Annotated in this window: 9 protein-coding genes and 6 pseudogenes; 5 read left to right on the top strand and 10 right to left on the bottom strand. The window is 65.5% G+C overall.

All coding sequences use genetic code 11. The features are described 5' to 3' along the window. Nucleotides 1–44 precede the first annotated feature (44 nt). Nucleotides 45–824 (top strand): annotated as a pseudogene (locus LV780_RS16570) (IS1634 family transposase); the annotation flags it as partial. Nucleotides 825–894: 70 nt separating this feature from the next. On the opposite strand, the gene istB reads toward LV780_RS16570, so the two are convergent. Together istB and istA are read right to left on the bottom strand one after the other, a co-directional pair. Next, nucleotides 895–1,758, bottom strand: a complete 864-nt coding sequence (istB, locus tag LV780_RS16565; protein WP_101339570.1) for an IS21-like element helper ATPase IstB — start codon at nucleotides 1,756–1,758, stop codon at nucleotides 895–897. After that, nucleotides 1,755–3,288, bottom strand: a pseudogene (gene istA / locus LV780_RS16560) (IS21 family transposase). Before istA ends, istB begins: the two are co-directional and overlap by 4 nt. A 181-nt stretch (nucleotides 3,289–3,469) precedes the next feature. Between istA and LV780_RS16555 the strand changes: the two are divergent. Next, nucleotides 3,470–3,664, top strand: a pseudogene (locus LV780_RS16555) (IS1634 family transposase); the annotation flags it as partial. A gap of 275 nt (nucleotides 3,665–3,939) precedes the next feature. On the opposite strand, the gene LV780_RS16550 reads toward LV780_RS16555, so the two are convergent. The 7 genes from LV780_RS16550 to LV780_RS16520 are packed head-to-tail and all read right to left on the bottom strand — an operon-like array spanning nucleotide 3,940 to nucleotide 11,376. Beyond that, nucleotides 3,940–5,538 (bottom strand): B12-binding domain-containing radical SAM protein, encoded by a 1,599-nt coding sequence (locus LV780_RS16550; RefSeq protein WP_108222724.1) that lies wholly within the window; start codon nucleotides 5,536–5,538, stop codon nucleotides 3,940–3,942. Nucleotides 5,539–5,541: 3 nt separating this feature from the next. Continuing rightward, on the bottom strand, nucleotides 5,542–6,501 hold the full coding sequence (locus LV780_RS16545) for a glycoside hydrolase family protein (protein WP_233864167.1): 960 nt from the start codon (nucleotides 6,499–6,501) through the stop codon (nucleotides 5,542–5,544). Further along, nucleotides 6,501–7,409, bottom strand: coding sequence for a glycosyltransferase family 2 protein (locus LV780_RS16540; RefSeq protein ID WP_108222725.1), 909 nt, complete (start codon nucleotides 7,407–7,409; stop codon nucleotides 6,501–6,503). The genes LV780_RS16545 and LV780_RS16540 overlap by 1 nt, the downstream gene beginning before the upstream one ends. Beyond that, nucleotides 7,406–8,368 carry a hypothetical protein gene (locus LV780_RS16535; protein ID WP_233864165.1) on the bottom strand — a complete coding sequence of 321 codons (963 nt, stop codon included), beginning with the start codon at nucleotides 8,366–8,368 and terminating at the stop codon, nucleotides 7,406–7,408. The genes LV780_RS16540 and LV780_RS16535 overlap by 4 nt, the downstream gene beginning before the upstream one ends. Nucleotides 8,369–8,402: 34 nt before the next feature. Next, nucleotides 8,403–9,977, bottom strand: a complete 1,575-nt coding sequence (locus LV780_RS16530) for a sulfotransferase (protein ID WP_108222727.1) — start codon at nucleotides 9,975–9,977, stop codon at nucleotides 8,403–8,405. Continuing rightward, nucleotides 9,955–10,677 carry a WbqC family protein gene (locus LV780_RS16525; RefSeq protein ID WP_108222728.1) on the bottom strand — a complete coding sequence of 241 codons (723 nt, stop codon included), beginning with the start codon at nucleotides 10,675–10,677 and terminating at the stop codon, nucleotides 9,955–9,957. Before LV780_RS16525 ends, LV780_RS16530 begins: the two co-directional genes overlap by 23 nt. A gap of 30 nt (nucleotides 10,678–10,707) precedes the next feature. Then, nucleotides 10,708–11,376, bottom strand: a complete 669-nt coding sequence (locus LV780_RS16520; protein WP_233864163.1) for an acetyltransferase — start codon at nucleotides 11,374–11,376, stop codon at nucleotides 10,708–10,710. Nucleotides 11,377–11,391: 15 nt separating this feature from the next. Between LV780_RS16520 and LV780_RS16515 the strand changes: the two genes are divergently transcribed. Then, nucleotides 11,392–12,531: a DegT/DnrJ/EryC1/StrS family aminotransferase gene (locus tag LV780_RS16515; protein WP_233864162.1), complete on the top strand. Its 1,140-nt coding sequence runs from the start codon at nucleotides 11,392–11,394 to the stop codon at nucleotides 12,529–12,531. A gap of 685 nt (nucleotides 12,532–13,216) precedes the next feature. Next, nucleotides 13,217–13,483, top strand: a pseudogene (locus LV780_RS16510) (transposase); the annotation flags it as partial. Nucleotides 13,484–13,512: 29 nt separating this feature from the next. On the opposite strand, the pseudogene LV780_RS16505 reads toward LV780_RS16510, so the two are convergent. Next, nucleotides 13,513–14,597 (bottom strand): annotated as a pseudogene (locus tag LV780_RS16505) (IS3 family transposase). Nucleotides 14,598–14,669: 72 nt separating this feature from the next. On the opposite strand from LV780_RS16505, the pseudogene LV780_RS16500 reads away from it, so the two are divergent. Then, nucleotides 14,670–16,069, top strand: a pseudogene (locus LV780_RS16500) (Tn3 family transposase); the annotation flags it as partial. Nucleotides 16,070–16,332 lie beyond the last annotated feature (263 nt).

Below are 16,332 nucleotides of genomic sequence, written 5' to 3'. Positions count from 1 at the left end.
ACGCCTCTGCGAGGCGGAAGTGGTCCGGCATGGCGGGCGGGCAGGCCATGCTGACCACCGTCCTGCAGCGTTTCCCGGTGCAGCGGGTGATCCTCGTCGCCGACCGAGGGCTGCTGAGCCTCGACAATATCGATACCCTCACCACGCTCGCCGATCAGGGCGGCCGCAAGCTCGAGTTCATCCTGGCCGTCCCCGCCCGCCGCTTCGGCGAGCTGGTCGAGACCTTCCGCGGCCTCGCGTTCGACGAGGCGGGCCTGGCCGAGGCCGGCTTCGCGGGCCACCGCCTGATCGTAGCGCACGATCCGCTGCGCGCGGCCGAGCAGTCCGAGAAGCGCCGCGCCCGCATCGCCGAACTGGAAACCCTGGCCGAGCGCATGGTCGGCAAGCTCGACGCCCAGGAGTTCGGACCGGACCGCGCAGCGGCGGATCCTCCAGTGGAGGATCCGGGGCCGGACGGGGCGACAGACCGAGGCCGCCGGGCCTCCGACCGCGGTGCCTACAGCCGGTTCACCCGCGCGGTCGCCGAGGCCGAACTGACGCGCTTCCTCAAGGCCGACTTCACCGCCGACCGCTTCAGCTGGTCGCTAGACGAGGCCGCCATTGCGGAAGCGGAACTCTTCGACGGCAAGCTCGCGCTGCTGACCAATGCGCCCGACCTGACGCCAGTTGACGCGGTCGTGCGCTACAAGGCGCTGGCAGACATCGAGCGCGGCTTCCGGGTGCTCAAGTCCGACATCGAGATCGCCCCGGTCCACCACCGCCTGCCCGAGCGTATCCACGCCCACGCGCTGATCTGCTTCCTGGCACTAACGCTCTATCGTGTGTAGAGCGTCAACCTTCTTGGCCGTGACCGACAACCAGGATGGCCGGTTTTGACCGCTGCGGTCGTTGGTGTTACTCGGCGCTGATCTCCCTAAGCTTGTCGTTGATGTTGTCGGTGGCTTCGACGCCGATGTTGTCGCTGGAGGCTGTCGGCGCAGCGACAGGCTCGGAGGATCGGCGTCGTGCGGCGGCGCGGCGGCGGAAGCTCTCGCCGTTCATCTCGAGGATGGTGGCGTGGTGAACCAGCCGGTCGATGGCGGCGACGGTCATGGCCTGATCGGGGAAGACGCGGTTCCAGGCGCTGAACGGCTGGTTGGCGGCGATGGCGAGGCTTCGCGTCTCGTAGCGCCGGGCGATGAGCTCGAAGAGCACCGAGCTCTCGGCCTGGTCCTTCTGGGCGTAGGTGATGTCGTCGAGAATGATCAGGTCGAACTTGTCGAGCTTCGCGAGTGCGGCCTCGAGGACCAGATCGCGGCGGGCGGCCTGCAGCCTCTGCACGATGTCGGTGGTGGGGGTGTAGAGGACGCGCTTGCCGGCCTCGACGAGAGCATGGCCGATGGCACAGAGAACGTGGCTCTTGCCGGCGCCCGAGTTGCCGATGGCGATGAGATTGGCGCCGGTCTCAACCCAATCCCCGGCGGCCAGCGCCTCGATGCGGGCCCGGGTCACGCCGGGCAGTGCCTTGAAGTCGAGCGTTGCCAGCGTCTTGCCGCCGGGGAGTTCGGACTGCTGCAGATGGCGCTGGATGCGGCGGGCATCGCGATCGGCGAGCTCGACCTCGGCCAAAGCTGCGAGGAAGCGCGACGCGGGCCAGCCCTCGGCGTCGGCGCGGTCTGCGAGCATCGTCCAGTGGCGCTGGATGCTGGGCAGGCGGAGAGCCGTGAGCATGGCGGGCAACGCATGCACATCGACGGGGCGCGGGGCAGCGGCGGTCATGCGCGCGCCTCCAGCAGTTCGTCGAAGCGGGCGAGATCGGTGAGGTTGACGGGCGTGTCGTCGGGCAGCTCGCGCCGGCGCGGCTCCAGCTTACTCCTTAGCGCATGGGCTTCGGGCAATTCGCCATGACCGAGGGTCTGGGCAATCAGCGCGGCCAGTTCAGCCTCACAGCCCTCCTCATGGGCGAGCCACAGCAGATCGACCATGCGACGGCAGGCGTCGCGACGCGGCAAGGCGGCGGACAACGCGACCCAGGCCTCGGCGTATTCCGATCGCGGGAACAGGCCGTCGCGGTAAACGGAACCGGCCAGCGCCTGCGGCTTGCGGCGCAGGGCGTGGATGACATGGCGATAGTTGACGCAGTGGACGCGGGTGCCGTCATCGCGGCCGCGACGGCGGGGGTGCGTGACGACAGGGGTCGCTCCGAGAAAGGCCTCGATCCGGTCGTCGTAGACATGGACCCGTTTCGCCGGAGGCGAACCTCCGGTTCGACCGCTTGCCGATCAGTTGGGAGGGCGCCGAGTAGAAGACCTGGTGGACCAGGAAGCCCCCGGTCTTCGTGACCCGCGCGACCACCTCGGTGAAGTCGGTGGTGCGCCGGGCCGGCAGCGGCCTGAGCGCCGCCATCTCAATGCGCACCGCGGACTCGCGCCGGCGGTTGCGTCGAGCAACCAGTTCATCGACGAAGCGGCGCCAGCTGGCGAGATCGGCGAAGTCGCGGGAGCCGCGCAGGATCAGGGCCTGATCAAGGGCGACCTTCAGGTGGTTGTTGTGGGCCTCGACAGATCCATTCTCGTGCGCCTCGCCCGGATTGTTGCGGCTGGCGAGCATGCCGTAGTGGGCGCAGAAGGCGTCATAGCGCTTGGTGACGTCCGCCGCGGCCTCGGCATCGAGGTTCCGATAAGCTGCGGACAGGCTGTCGGTGCGATGCTCGCCAGGCACTCCGCCAAGGGTCCAGAGCGCGTTCTGGAGGTTCTCGGCCAGCGCCGGGAAGCTCTCGCCGCCCAGCACCACGGCGGCATGTTCCCAGCCGCTGTAGGCCAGGACGAAGTGGTAGAGGCGCTGCTCAAGCGGCTGCCCCGCGATCGTCACGCAGAGTTCGTTCGCATCGGTGAAGTCCGACAGCGCCATCCGGCCGGGTTCCGGCGTCTGGCGGAAGATCACGTCGCGCTCGGGTCCGTTCAGGGCACGCCAGTCGCGGACGCGCCGCTCGAGCGTCCGGCGCACGCGGTCGTCGGGGAAGGCCTCCGGATCGCTCGTCTGAAGGTGCCGCAACAGGGTGACGGCCTGAACGGCTGGATCACGCGCGAGGATCGGCAGCAGCACCGGTTCCCACACCGCCTCGAGCGGGTCGGGCACGGTGCGGCCCCGGGGGGCCGGACGTTGCGATGGAAGGCGCGGATCGGCATCGATGCGGCGGGCGGTGCGTTCGCTGAAGCCGGCGCGGGCGGCGGCGACACGCTGGCTGTGCTGGAGACGGTCGGTCATGTAGACTCTCACTTGCTGGTCGGTGACGGGTTTGCCCGGCACGGTCGGATCTCCGTTTGGTAGCAGAGACCTCGACCCTACCGGCCCGCAGCGGCCAGCACCTACCCTTCTCCCCCGAAACGAGGGCCAGCCGCTGGGTTCAGCCTCCGGGACGGGCTACGCCCGTCCTCCGGCTGAACCCAGCGGCCAACTTGCCTGACGGTTTCGGCCAACTTGGTTGTCGCTCATCAATCGTGTCATGCGCATGCGGCTGAAGGCGAAGGGCCATGCGGCGAGCCCCCGCACCGCGCTCGATCTGCTGGCGCGCATCCAGAAGCACACCGCCCACGCCGGCAAGCGCAGCTTCCACGGCCTGAGCAAAACCACCCCGGAGCAACTCGACCTCTTTCACGCCCCGAGCCTGCCAAAACCGGCCTGACACCGCTCGTGTTGTCACATTTTCGGCCAATCGGCCTGAACGATGTCGAATGCTTAGCGTTTTTGCTGATGAACTTGGGACGCCTGGTACGACGTCGTAAACGACGTACATAACGACGTAGGCGAAGATCTGAAAAATGGCGCAGGAAGGCGGTACAGAACGGCCGGTTACGAAGGGCCTGACGCCCATCGACGCCCTCAAGGACTGGCAACGCCAAACACCCAACCTGTTCAGAAAGCGGGTCTACAATCACGCGGGATGTGACAGGCAGATCATTAGCTGCGGGGCCGTTTCTGCTCGAGGTAGACGGAATCCTGTGGGCCGCGGCTGATGCAGTAGATGTGCCAGTGGGCAAGGCACAGCGACAGGAACTCGGCAGCAGGCATCGCGCGATCGCCGAGGTCACGATTGGCACGCCAGGCCCTGTGATAGGCCGCAACCAGCGACAAGTATCCCTTCGAGGCAATCGCCCGTAGCAGTCGCAGCCAAGTTGCCGCCTGCCCCAAGGCGGCCCGGGCACCCGCGGCAGGCCTGTAGCGTTGGCGCCGGACAGTATTGTAGTTCTGCGACTCGTGCAGGGAGCGGAAGGCGCGTTCGAAGAAGGCATCAGGGGCGAAGACCCGTTCGATCAGTGCGCGGTGCCCGGCCTTGAGCTGCTCGCGGGTCATCTGCTTGGGGATGAAGGCACATTCCGGATCGTCCGGGAAAAGACGACCCTCGGCTTCAAGCCTTTCATAAAGCGGCGTCGTGGGGAGCGGGGCAAGAATGCCGATGCTCGACATGACGATGCCGCTATCATGAATGAACTTGTACTGGGCCTCGAATATCTCGGGCGTGTCTTCGTCAAATCCGACGATGAAACCGCCCGTCACGATCAGTCCGGCATTCCGGATGCGCTGAACCTTGGCGACAAGTGAATCGCCGCGCAGGTTCTGGGTTTTCCGTGTCTCTTTCAGTGAGGCAAGGTTGGGCGTCTCGATCCCGACAAACACGCGGTCAAAGTTTGCCTGCCGCATCAAGTCCAGCAGATCCGGCTCATCCGCGAGATTGACGCTCGCCTCTGTAGAGAGATTCAGCGGACGCGGTAACGTCTTCTGCCAGGCCGCGATGGCCTGCAACAGCCTCTTGGCTTCGCGCTTGTTGCCGATAAAGTTGTCGTCCACAAGAAAACACTGGCGAAAGCCAGCATCATGCACGTCCTGAAGCTCGGCAATCACCTGCTCGACGGTCTTGAGCCGGGGCACACGGCCGAACATCACGATGATGTCGCAGAACTCGCACAGATAGGGACAGCCGCGCGAAAACTGGATCGAGGCTACCCGATAGCGCTCGCTCTTGATCAGGTCGAGGCGCGGTTTGGGAATTCTCGTCATGTCGCTGCGCGCGGATTGGGCATAGCGCGTCAGGGTGGGCCGCCCGGCGGCGAGGTCTTCCAGATAGGCAGGCCAGGTCATTTCGGCCTCGCCGATGAAGGCGACGTCGCATTTGCCCTCGAAGGCCGCCTCGTCGCAGGTCACAAGCGGCCCCCCGACAACAACGCGCCCGCCGATCCCGCGCAGGGCGTCGAGGATGCGGTACATATGCCAGCGCTGCACGATCATGCCGGTTACGCCGATGACGTCATATCCGCGCAGCTCTTCGAAATCGATGTCCTCGACATTCTCGTCAATGATCCGGACATGGTGCCGCGGGTCGACAAGGGCCGCCAGCGTGGCCAGGCAGCCCGTAACCATGTTGCATTTGGCCGGACCGCCATAAAGGGCGATCGCGTAATCGTTGCTCCAGATCGAGGGATTGAATCTGGGGTTGATGATGCAGATGCGCAGCACACGCCCCAATTGCTCATCCGCAGTCCTGGTTCCGTCGGCCGCCACGCTCTACGCTCCGTTCCATTCCCGCGTTGCCCAGCCAAAACCGGACTGGCCGTAACCATTTCCGCAATAGAACATCACCTGCTGCCCATCGGCGAGCCGAAGCACAGATGGGTAACATTGCATCTGCGCATCCCAGTCGTCATCCTCCGGCGGATTGACGAAGCCATGCCGGTCGTCATGCCGTTGCCAGAATGCGCCGTCGTCCGAGCGCGCATAGCACAGGCGGTAGCGGCGCAGTATCGGGTCATCAGCCGAATAGGGCCCCCGCGCGCTGAACCACATCTCGAAGGTCCCATCCGCTTGCAGGATCGTGGGGCGCGCCAATCCGGCCTCGCCCGGCGTCCGGGGGATCGACGGCTCGGGATCGACCGTCCAAGCCTCCCCATCCGGCGACTGCGCCGAACGGATGCAATAGCGGGCGTCGGGATGCGGATGCACCTCGGGCAGCCATTCGGTGAAGGCGGTGAACCACATGCGCCAGCCTCCACCATCCAGACGTCGCACACACGGCAGGGTGACCGGATACCCCCCGTTCGCGGCCGAGGTCAGAACGGTGCGAGGAGCGGAGAAGGTCGCACCGCCATCGCTGCTGGTCATCAACTCGATCGAGGTATCGTAGAACCGCCCCTGAACCACGATCGACGAGGCAGCCAGCACCAGCGTCTCGCAGTCCCACGTCGCATCGCAAGCGCCGAACCCGGAAAGGCCGCCGGCCTCGATCGCGTGCAGCGCCGTCGGATCCGGCTGCGGGGGGCGGACGATCTTCATGTCCTGCGAGGGATCGCATTCCATCACCTGCATGACAGAGACATTCTCTGCCGTCCGGCAGGAAGCGGCGATACGCACGGTTCCGTCCGGCAGCTGCCAGGCCGTGGGAGTTTGCACCAGCCGCATGTTCTCGAGATCTGCCGGGCCGAGAATGCGTCCCTTACGCCGCCAAAGGGATGACACCACCTGCCCCATCACCTTGTCCAATAATCGGCAACGCGCCGCACGGTCCCCGCGCAGCGCAAGGCGTCAAGCGTCGCAGCATCGGGAAACTGGCGGTGGTATTCTTGCAGGATCGCAGCCTCACTTGTGGCGGCGTCCCCCTGCGCGATCCCGGCCCATCGGGACCATTGCCAGCCCCTCACGGCCTGGGGGCGGCGGCTGAGCAGCTCTTCCGCATAGGCTGTAAACCGCGCCTTGCGGAGAAAGCGCTCGGACGTCGTGAACCAGAAATGGACCAGCAGCAGCCCATCGGCCACCGGCCCGACCTGCCGGGCGCCCATGCCATCCAGCACGGCGTGGCCGCCCGTGGTATAGGCCGAGATCTGCCCGGGGCGGGCAAGCACCTTGGGTCCGACTTCGGTCAGAATCAACGGCAAGCTGTCATCCATCCCGTATTTCGGACCCGAGGTCTTTACCGGCTGTGCCACGACCGAAACCGCTGACAGCGCCGCCGGTGTGCAGGGCAGCGGTGGGATCGTCTGGTCCGCCTCGAAGACCGCATTCCGCCGCTCGATCTGCAGCGTGGCTTGGGCATCCAGGGTTGACAGAAAGCTGTCGAGGGTGCTGGCCGAATAGAGGAACTCGTCCGCGTCCATCCTGACGACCCAATCCGGCGCAAAGTGATCGCGGGTTGCCTCAAGCATCCATCGACCGATCTCGGCGGTTCTCGGGCCGTTCTCGTCGATCAGGGAGTCCATGTCGTAGGTGCGGATGACGAAGCGCTTGTCGCCACGGTAGCGGTTCAGCCGTTCGGTTGTGCCATCGACCGAAGCCATATCCGCAATCACGAAGCCATCGATTCCCAGCGCGAGGTGGTAGGCGATGTGCTGGTCGATCAGTTCAACCTCGTTGCCGACCTGGATATTGGCAACGATTGTCATGCGAAGGTCTGCCCCGGCGGCACCATCGACAGGTCATAGCCCTCGGCCTCATACGGGGCTCTCAGCCCGAAAGTGTCGAGGCAGAAGGCAAAGGCCTCCTGCTGCCACGGAGCCCAGTCGGCAAACAAGGCGGAAGGGTCGGTCGGCCGGCGGCGCGCGTTGTGAACATTGCGTCTGCTATCGGCAAAGACCAGATCCAGATAGGCCGAAGGACAGCCCACCGCCCCGTCGCCGAGCCGATGCACCAGATCACGGAACACCGCGGGCTCGCGTGTGACATCCTCTTGCCGGAGCGATCCGGCATAGCCCGCCAGCCCGTGCCCCAGAAGCGCGTCGCGGGCCGCGAAATCGGCGGCAAGCCCCTTGAGCGTGACACAGGCGCCGAAAAAGCTGAGCACTTCGGGATCGCCGGGGAACAGCTGGTGCCGCGCCGCGATCCGTTCAAATGTCTCAAGCCCGGTTTCGACAATGCGCCGCGTGATCCATTGCAGTTCGTTCAGGTCGAGGCGGAAGGTCAGCTCGAACTGTCCCGCTCCCGAATTGACGAGGTTCACCGGATGCCTGATCAGGTTCACGATCCGCAGGTTCCGGTCCGGTGGGGACAGATCCGACACCATGCCCGGCAGATCGCGCAGCCGAAAGGTATGTACCGACCCGATCAGCCGCGCATCCCCCTGCGCTTCCATCGGGCGGTAGAGATCGGCCGGGCGCATGACCCCGCGAGCGCCATAGCCCGCGCGGAACTGCGCGAGCATGGCGAAGATGGTGGCGAAATCCTTGCGTGCGAGCAGCTCCGAGACATCGTAGGGTTCATCCCGGTCGCCGGGCAGGGCCGCGCTGGAATGGACGCAAGCGACACGGGGATGGCGGCTGAGGTTATGGGCCAGCCAGTGGCTCGCGCTCCAGCCATGGCTGGTGACGATGAACCATGCAGCTGGCGCCCCGCAGGCGTCGGACACCTTGCTTCCTGCAGCGTCGGTCGCGGTCATGGCGTCAGGCGGCATCCGAAGCGCGTCCTGGTGCCTTGCCCTGGCCGGGGTTCTCGTGCGGGAACGGCTGGTCCGGCACGGGCAGTCCCAGAAAGCCGCACAGCAATCTCCAGTCAGGCTCCTGCGTCAGATCGATGGACAGGAAGTTCTCGCAGCCATCGAAATGGGCAAGGATGGCTGCATTCAGGTCCTGGTAGTAGCGCAGCATGGCGTCTTTCCGCGCCACCGGGTCGGTGATGCCCCAGACCCTCTGGACAGTCATCGACGCACCATATCCGCCCGACGCATGAAGCGCCTCGAGCGAGGCGCCATGCACGCCACCGGCCTTTTCCAGCTGGTTCAGAATCGATCGATACCAAGGCTCCGGCGCGCGGAAGGTGTGCAGGAACCGCGCCTCGGGATAGCGGCGCGACAGCCAGAGATAGAGATCGGTCCCCCCGAACGGCAGGTCGGTGAACGCGTCGAAATGGCGAATGACGCGAGCGATCTCGTCGGTATCGCCATGAACCTGCAGCGCCATGAGAAAGTTGCTGTGATTGTTGCGCGACGAGCCGCGGCAGACGTTGTAGCCCAGCCGCTGCAACGCGACTTCAAGCGAGGTGGTCCCGGTCTTGGGAAACCCGATGCAGAACACCTTGCCGCGGCCAGTGTCTTCCCCGTTCATGGCCTCGCCGCGGCGCTGCCGGGCGGCCTCGTATCGGCTGCGGATTGTGCCGCCGCGCAGCCCTTCATGGGGTCGGTCGATGTCGATCTGCGGCGGCGCATCCCCGACCCGGAAATCGAGGCAATAGAAGGCGTTGCCCAGCATCCATTCCAGCCGCACATCCTGCGCGACCTCGGGCAGGGCGGCAACCGGTGGCTCGAAGGCCATCAGCGGGTTGTCGTTGATCACCATCCGCCCCAACAACGTCTGCCGCAGCCAGGGCGCATAGCCCTCATCCGCGATGACGATCCGCCCCCCGGTCCGCGTCACGCGCGTCATTTCGGCGACCGCCTTCGCGGCATCGCCGAACTGGTTGAACCCGCCGATGCTCAGCACGGCGTCAAAGCTGTTGTCCGCGAAGGGAAGATGCAGCGCATTCGCCCCGCACCAGATGGTCCGGCAGGTCACGCCTTCCGCCTCTGCCGCCGTCTGGCTCGCGCCATGAGCAAGCAGCTCCATCGAGAGATCGGTGTTGCAGAGGATACCGTGCGGCAGGCGCGCCTGCAGGTGGCGCGTGCTCGCCCCGGTGCCACAGGCGTTGTCCAGAACGATCGCATCCGGGGCGAGATCGAGCTTGTCGATGATCCGGCCGCGCAGCTCGGCCTCGTCACCGCCAAAGGCGCCAAAGGTCCATGTCAGAAAGGCCTCGACAACGGCAGGCAGGGGACGGTCGAACCGCGGCGCGCGCGGGTCATCATCCTGCGGCCGAGGGTGGACAAGGTCCGCGATGTTATTCTCGATTCGATAAACGGCACCGCTCAGGGGTTCGACCAGCATTACTCCGTCGGCACCCCGCCGAAGGGGCGCATGGGTCACGGGATCCACGAAATCCGGCGCACGCGCCATGGCGGTGTCACGGTTTTCGCGTGTCTCCACGGAAGCTTCTCCCTTCAGGCAGTTCCTCTGCCGGTACTGGCTGGAAGGTGCATCCCCCCGCGATATCCCCGCACAGATCCGCCACGTTCTTCTCAAAGATCGCCGACAGGAAGTGTGTGTTACCACCTTGGTAAGGAGTCAGGAACTTCAGTTCAATGCCAGCGCGCCTAAAAGTATCAAAGTTATACAAACCGGTGCCCCCCGGAGAATTGATGTATCGCGTTCCGCCATGCCTGCGGACGATCTCGATGATCCGCTGCTCGGCACCCAGACTTGCCGGAAGGTCCAGATCGCTGCTGCGGCAGATCTGGCAGCCAAAGCCGAAGGCCTCGGCCACGACCCGCAGGGATCGTTCGAGATAGGGCACCAACGGCCCCTCGGGGGACGCCAGAAGATCTGCAACCTGCCTGCGAAGCGGCGTATCGCCGTGCATCGGCGAGGGCAGTTTGCGGCACTGTGCGCGCAACCGTTCGGCCGCATCGGGGGCCAGGCGCATCTCGCGGATCAGGCTGTCACGCGGCGCGGGTTCTACCGGCAGAGTGATCCATCGGCCCGTCCCCGGCAGGGCGCAGCGATGCACCCGACCCCGACGCGGGAACTGCACGCAGTCGAGGATGACAAAGGTATCCGCCGCTGCAAGCAGGCGGTAATAGCCGGCGTAGGGGAAGAAATAGGGCTGCATCACCGCAACGGTCTTCATGGACGTCTCCAGCAGCCCCGCGTCGCCCGATCAGCCCAGAAGGGTCCGCGCAAAACGCCGCGCACCGTTCTGCACGATCCGCACCCCGCGCGCCACCGCAAGCGCCCCGTCGGGCACATCCTCGGTCAGGACCGTTCCCGCACCGACGATGCAGCCCGATCCCACGCTGCGATTGTCGGCAAGCCCCGTCTGGCCGCCAAAGAAGGTGCAATCGCCGACGCGCGCATTGCCGGCGATGCCGCAGAAGGAGGCGAAGAAGCAGAAGTCGCCGATCTGCGCATGGTGACCGATGTGGACCTTGCTCCACAGGATGGTTCCCGCACCGAGACGCGCGTAGGGCTGCACCGTGCAATCCTCCAGGATCACGGAATTTTCACCTATCTCGGCCCCGCCGACATGGGATGAGGGGTGGACATAGCTGGCAAACCGGTAGCCCTTCTCCCTGGCCTCAAGATGACGGTCGCGACGGAAGGTGTTGTTGCCCCGATAGCTGACGGGCCCGAGAAGGCGTATGAGGTGGGGAGGGAAGGTGCTGGAGACATCTTCCCAGGCCGCCACGGGCAGGCCCTTGAACGCGCCCGATGGCGGCAGATACTGACGATCGACAGTGAATCCCACCAGATTGAGGGCCGGATCTTGCTGAACGTAATGTGCCATTACTTCGGCGATCTGGCCGACACCGAACAGAATGATGTCCAATCTGGAACTCCTCATATGCTGAATCCACGTCCTGTCGGCGCGCCCTCATCCGATGTCACGGAACGCATCCCGGTCGCCTGGCCCGCGCTGCCGCGCACCGACCTTCTTGTTCCATATCTGCGCCAGATCGACGAGGCGCGAATCTACACCAACCATGGCCCGCTTGTGGACAGGTTCGAAACCCGGCTGGCGGAACGTCTGGGCTTTCGCAAGCGCGAGGTCATAGCCTGCAGCACCGGCACGATGGCACTGGTCGGCGCGATCCGCGCGGCGCGCAACCTCTCGGGGCATCGCGGCCGTCTGTGCCTGCTTCCGGCCTATACGTTCGTCGCGACGGCGGGTGCGGCATTGTCTTGCGGTTATGACTGCCATCTCGTCGACATCGACCGCAGGACCTGGGCGATCGAGCCTGCGGCGCTGCGCCAGCATCCGAGGCTTTCAGAGGTCGGGCTTGTGCTGCCGGTGGCTCCCTATGGCAGGATGATCGACCTGCAGGGGTGGCAGGACTTCCACGACGAGACCGGGATCCCGGTGGTGATCGATGCGGCCGCCTGTCTCGACCGCTTGATGGAGCCCGGGATTTCCCTGCCGAAGACGATCCCCCTCGCGGTCAGCCTGCACGCCACCAAGAGCTTCGGCTGCGGTGAGGGTGGGCTGGTGCTGTCGCGGGACACCACGCTGCTGGAAGAAACCTACAAGGTATTCAACAACGGCTTCCTCGGGTCGCGTGATGCGCAGACTGTCGGGCTGAACGGCAAGATGAGCGAATACACCGCTGCGGTCGCCCTGGCCGAACTTGATGGGTTCGATGAAAAGAGCGCGCAGTGGAGCAGGGTTGCGGCGGCCTATGCCACGGCCGGGAACGCGATAGGAGCAAGGCTTTGGACTGCCCCCGAGACCTCGGGCTGTTATGCGCTGATCGAGGCATCGAGCCCCCCACAGGCCGCGATGATCGGTGCAAGACTGATCACGGCGGGGGTCGACATCCGAAACTGGTATGGCGCAGGGCTGTCCGAGCACCCGGCCTATGCTCAGCTCTCACGCGATCCGCTGTCGGTCTGCGCCGATGTGGCCGGCAGCGTCATCGGCTTACCCTGCTTTACCGATCTGACAAAGGCGGATATCGGCCGGATCGTCGCCATGCTGGCGGTCTGATCCGCCGAGAAAGCGCTTGATCTACGGTTCCACCAGGCGCCGGAGCTTCTGGTGCGCCAGCGGACGATGCTGACGAACGCGCCGCGGGCGCATCTGGCCGAACCGGCCTCGGCGTCAGCTTACGGGTAAAGGCCCCCCTCGGTCAGGGTAGTTGTCACCGGTTCTGGATCTGGAAGTGTATCCTGAGGCGGGCGGGACAGGACGAGGGGTTTGGCTTATCCACCGGAACGAAAGGCGCCGGTTCTCACGAAGATGCTGCCGCCGAACAACATGCCCCTGGGCCAGTTGGGGTCTGATGCCGGACGGGGCCGAATGACACCCCTCATGAGCGGATGTGATTTCCCCGGCACGACAAGATTATCCCGCCGCCGCGGGTTGGGTCAATGATGGCGCCTGTGCAGGCGCTGAAGACGGCGGCCGGAATCGATGATTGTCATACTCTCATCCGCGGTTGGTTACCGCCTGACCCTGTCCGATGCGGGCTCGCCTCTCTCTAAGGCCGGATATCTATCCCAAGGTGTATCGAGGGTTGGGGAACGGCCCCTGAGGCATGCCGGTGCAAACGTGGGGCCCGGCTTCGCGCGACTCCGGCGCAGATCGGGAGGGTCGACCTCGGCGCGGCGTTGTTGCAGAACACTGAGCGTGAAGGATGCACATCACGAATTCATGCGGTCAGACGGATGGGATGAGCAAGCCCAAGCCCGCGCGTTACCGCACGACGAACTGGTCCACCTACACCGCTGCGCTCCGCAAGCGCGGGTCGTTGCTGATCTGGCTGGACAAGGAGATGGCTTGGCACGCGCCGCATGAGGGCCGTCCGGGGCGCCCGCCGGTCTTCTCAGATGCGGCGATCCCGTTCTGCTTGTCGATTAAGGTGTTGTTCAAGTTGCCGCTGCAGCAGACCGCCGGGAGGGTGACGAGCCTGCTACGCCCGGCGGGGCTGGGTAATCCTCCCCACTTTAACGGGGCGCGACCTTAGAATTATGCGGCCATTTTCAGCTTCATGGCGGGTGTGACCCCGCCGATGCCCATGTTGGGGCGTTCGTTGTTATAGGTCCATAGCCATTCGGTGGCGGTCCGCTGCACCTCCTCGATGGTTTCGAAGATGTAGAGGTCGAGCCATTCGTGCCGGACGGTCCGGTTGTAGCGCTCGACATAGGCGTTCTGCTGCGGCTTGCCGGGCTGGATGTAGGTCAGCGCGATACCCTGCCTCTCGGCCCAGGTCATCAGTGTGGAACTGACATGTTCGGGGCCATTGTCGACCCTGATCGCCAAGGGCTTGCCGCGCCACTCGATGATCTGGTTCAGCGACCGGACAACCCGCTCGGCGGGCAGCGAGAAGTCGGCCTCGATCCCCAGGCCCTCACGGTTGAAATCGTCCAGCACGTTCAGAAGCCGGAACTGGCGCGTCGGCCAGGCGATCGGCCATGAAGTCCATGGACCAGACCAGGTTCGGGGCTTCAGGAACCGCCAGTTCCTCAGGCCTCTCGCGCTTGAGCCTGCGTCGAGGCTTGATGCGCAGGTTCAGCTCCAGCGCGCAGTAGATCCGGTGGACCCGCTTGTGGGTCCAGACATGCCCCTTCACGTTGCGCAGGTGCAGGAAACACAGCCCGAAGCCCCAGGTCTTGTGGACATTCCTCAGCCCGACCAGCAGATCGGCGATCATCTCGTTCTCGTCGTCGCGCTTCGGGCAGTAACGGAAACAGGTCTCGCTGACCCCGAACGCCCGGCAGGCGAGCGCGATGCTGACCCCCTTCGTCGCCACCGCCTTCTCGGCCAACTCTCGGCGCTGAGCTGGCCGCGTCACTTTTTCCAAGCGCCTCTCGCAGCAGATCGGCCTGCATGCTCAGGTCCGCGAACATGCGCTTCAGGCGCCGGTTCTCGTCCTCCAAGGCCTTCATCTGGCTCATCATGGACGCGTCCATGCCGCCATACCTGGCCCGCCACTTGTAGAACGTCGCGCTGCTGATCCCATGCTCGCGGCATAGCTCGGGCACGGGTATCCCGCCCTCAGCCTGACGTAGCACGCTCATGATCTGGGCCTCGGTCAAACGGCTCTTCTTCATCGGAAGCTCCTCGTCCATCTTGCCGAGAAAATTCTACGGTCGCATCCCCTTACCCATGGGGAGGATTACCAGGTGCCGCCGCACCGGATCGCCCGGCTGCGCAGGCTCGGGGAGCGCTATTTCACCGACGATCTGCGCGATGTTTCGGGCGATCGGCGGCTGGCGATCCTGGCCATTTGCGCGGTGGAGTGACAGGCCGGCCTTGCCGACGCGATCGTCGAGACGCAGGACCGGATCGTCGGGCGGACGTGGCGCGACGCGACGGCACGCTGCGATGTGCGCATTGCCGATGCCCAGGCGGCATTGCAGGAGACGCTGCGGTCCTTCTCGGATCTGGGTGCCGCCCCGCTGGAAAGCGCACGGCGATGGCGCCCTGCTCGATGGGGCTGTCGCATCCTCCTGCGGCTGGCAGAAGCTGCAGGGTCTGCTCGCGTCCGCCAGTTCGCTCAACGACACGATGGCGGCGGACCCGCTGGCCCATGCCGCTCAAGGCTATCCGCGCTTCCGGCGCTACCCGCCGTGCATGATCCGCGCGCTCGACATCCGGGCGGCACAGGTGGCCGAGCCCTTGCTCGCGGCCGCGAAGATGATCGCTCAGGATGCTCCCGCCGGTCAGCGCCCCACCACCTTCCTTCGCCGCTCGTGCCGATCGCGGCGGCGCAGGCCACGGCCGGCCTCGCGGTGCCGTTCGATCCGGCGGACTGGTTCGCGGACCGGAAGGAGCGGATGGCCCTGGCGCTGAAGCGCCTCGCGTCGGCCGCGAAGGCCGGGCAATCCCCGGCGGTTCCATCGAGAACGGCACGCTGAAGATCGAGCGTCTGACCGCGGCCGTTCCGCCCGAGGCGGACGCACTGGTGCTCGACCTCTACCGGCGTCTGCCCGAGGTGCGGATCACCGACCTCCTGCTCGAGGTGGAGAGGGAAACCGGCTTCACCGATGCCTTCACCCACCTGCGCACCGGGTCGGCCTGCGCTGACCGGATCGGGCGGCTCAACGTGCTGCTCGCCGAGGGCCTGAACCTCGGCCTGAGCAAGATGGCCGAGGCGACCGACAGCCATGACTACTTCCAGCTCTCGCGCCTGTCGCGCTGGCATGTCGAGAGTGCCGCGATGAACCGGGCGCTCGCCACGGTGATCGAGGCGCAGGCCGCGCTGCCGATGGCGCGATTCTGGGGTGCCGGTCTCACCGCATCGAGCGGCGGCCAGTTCTTTCAGGCCGCCCGGAAGGGCGAAGCGATGAACCTCGTGAACGCCAGATCGGCAGCGAGCCGGGCGTGAAGGCCTACACCCATGTCTCGGACCAGTTCGGCCCCTTCGCGACCCAGACCATTCCGGCGACAGTGAACGAGGCGCCTTACATCCTCGACGGCCTGCTGATGAACGAGCAGGGCCTGCGGGTCCGCGAGAGCTTTGCCGATACAGGGGGGCTTTACGGATCATGTCTTTGCCATCACGGCGGCCCTTGGCTTCCGCCATTGGAGCACGACCGCGATTTCTCCACCGATGACCTCCGCGTCTTCGGGCGGCACGAACGCCTTCGCCGTGCGACCTAGAACACGTTCCCGGCCATCCAGGATCAGCCAGCGGTCGCCCGTGGCGCGACAGGGTGACGGGATCGCCCACCGCCGCCTCGGCGATTGCCGCGAGCGATGGGGCTCCGTCCTTCAGGCGACCGGCGAACGAGAGATCGACGAGCCTGGGATCGGGGGCAATGATCCGGTGCCCGGCGTTCGGGA

Source organism: Cereibacter azotoformans (assembly GCF_021391315.1).
Classification (GTDB): Bacteria; Pseudomonadota; Alphaproteobacteria; order Rhodobacterales; family Rhodobacteraceae; genus Cereibacter_A; species Cereibacter_A azotoformans.
The sequence above is the reverse complement of the archived record's forward strand: the minus strand, read 5'-3'. Positions and strand labels throughout refer to the sequence as shown.

Excerpts from the sequence above, each read along its gene's own strand:
- istB (WP_101339570.1), bottom strand. The coding sequence starts at position 1,758 with ATGACCGCCGCTGCCCCGCGCCCCGTCGATGTGCATGCGTTGCCCGCC.
- LV780_RS16545 (WP_233864167.1), bottom strand. The coding sequence starts at position 6,501 with ATGGGGCAGGTGGTGTCATCCCTTTGGCGGCGTAAGGGACGCATTCTC.
- LV780_RS16525 (WP_108222728.1), bottom strand. The coding sequence starts at position 10,677 with ATGAAGACCGTTGCGGTGATGCAGCCCTATTTCTTCCCCTACGCCGGC.
- LV780_RS16515 (WP_233864162.1), top strand. The coding sequence starts at position 11,392 with ATGCTGAATCCACGTCCTGTCGGCGCGCCCTCATCCGATGTCACGGAA.
- LV780_RS16540 (WP_108222725.1), bottom strand. The coding sequence starts at position 7,409 with ATGACAATCGTTGCCAATATCCAGGTCGGCAACGAGGTTGAACTGATC.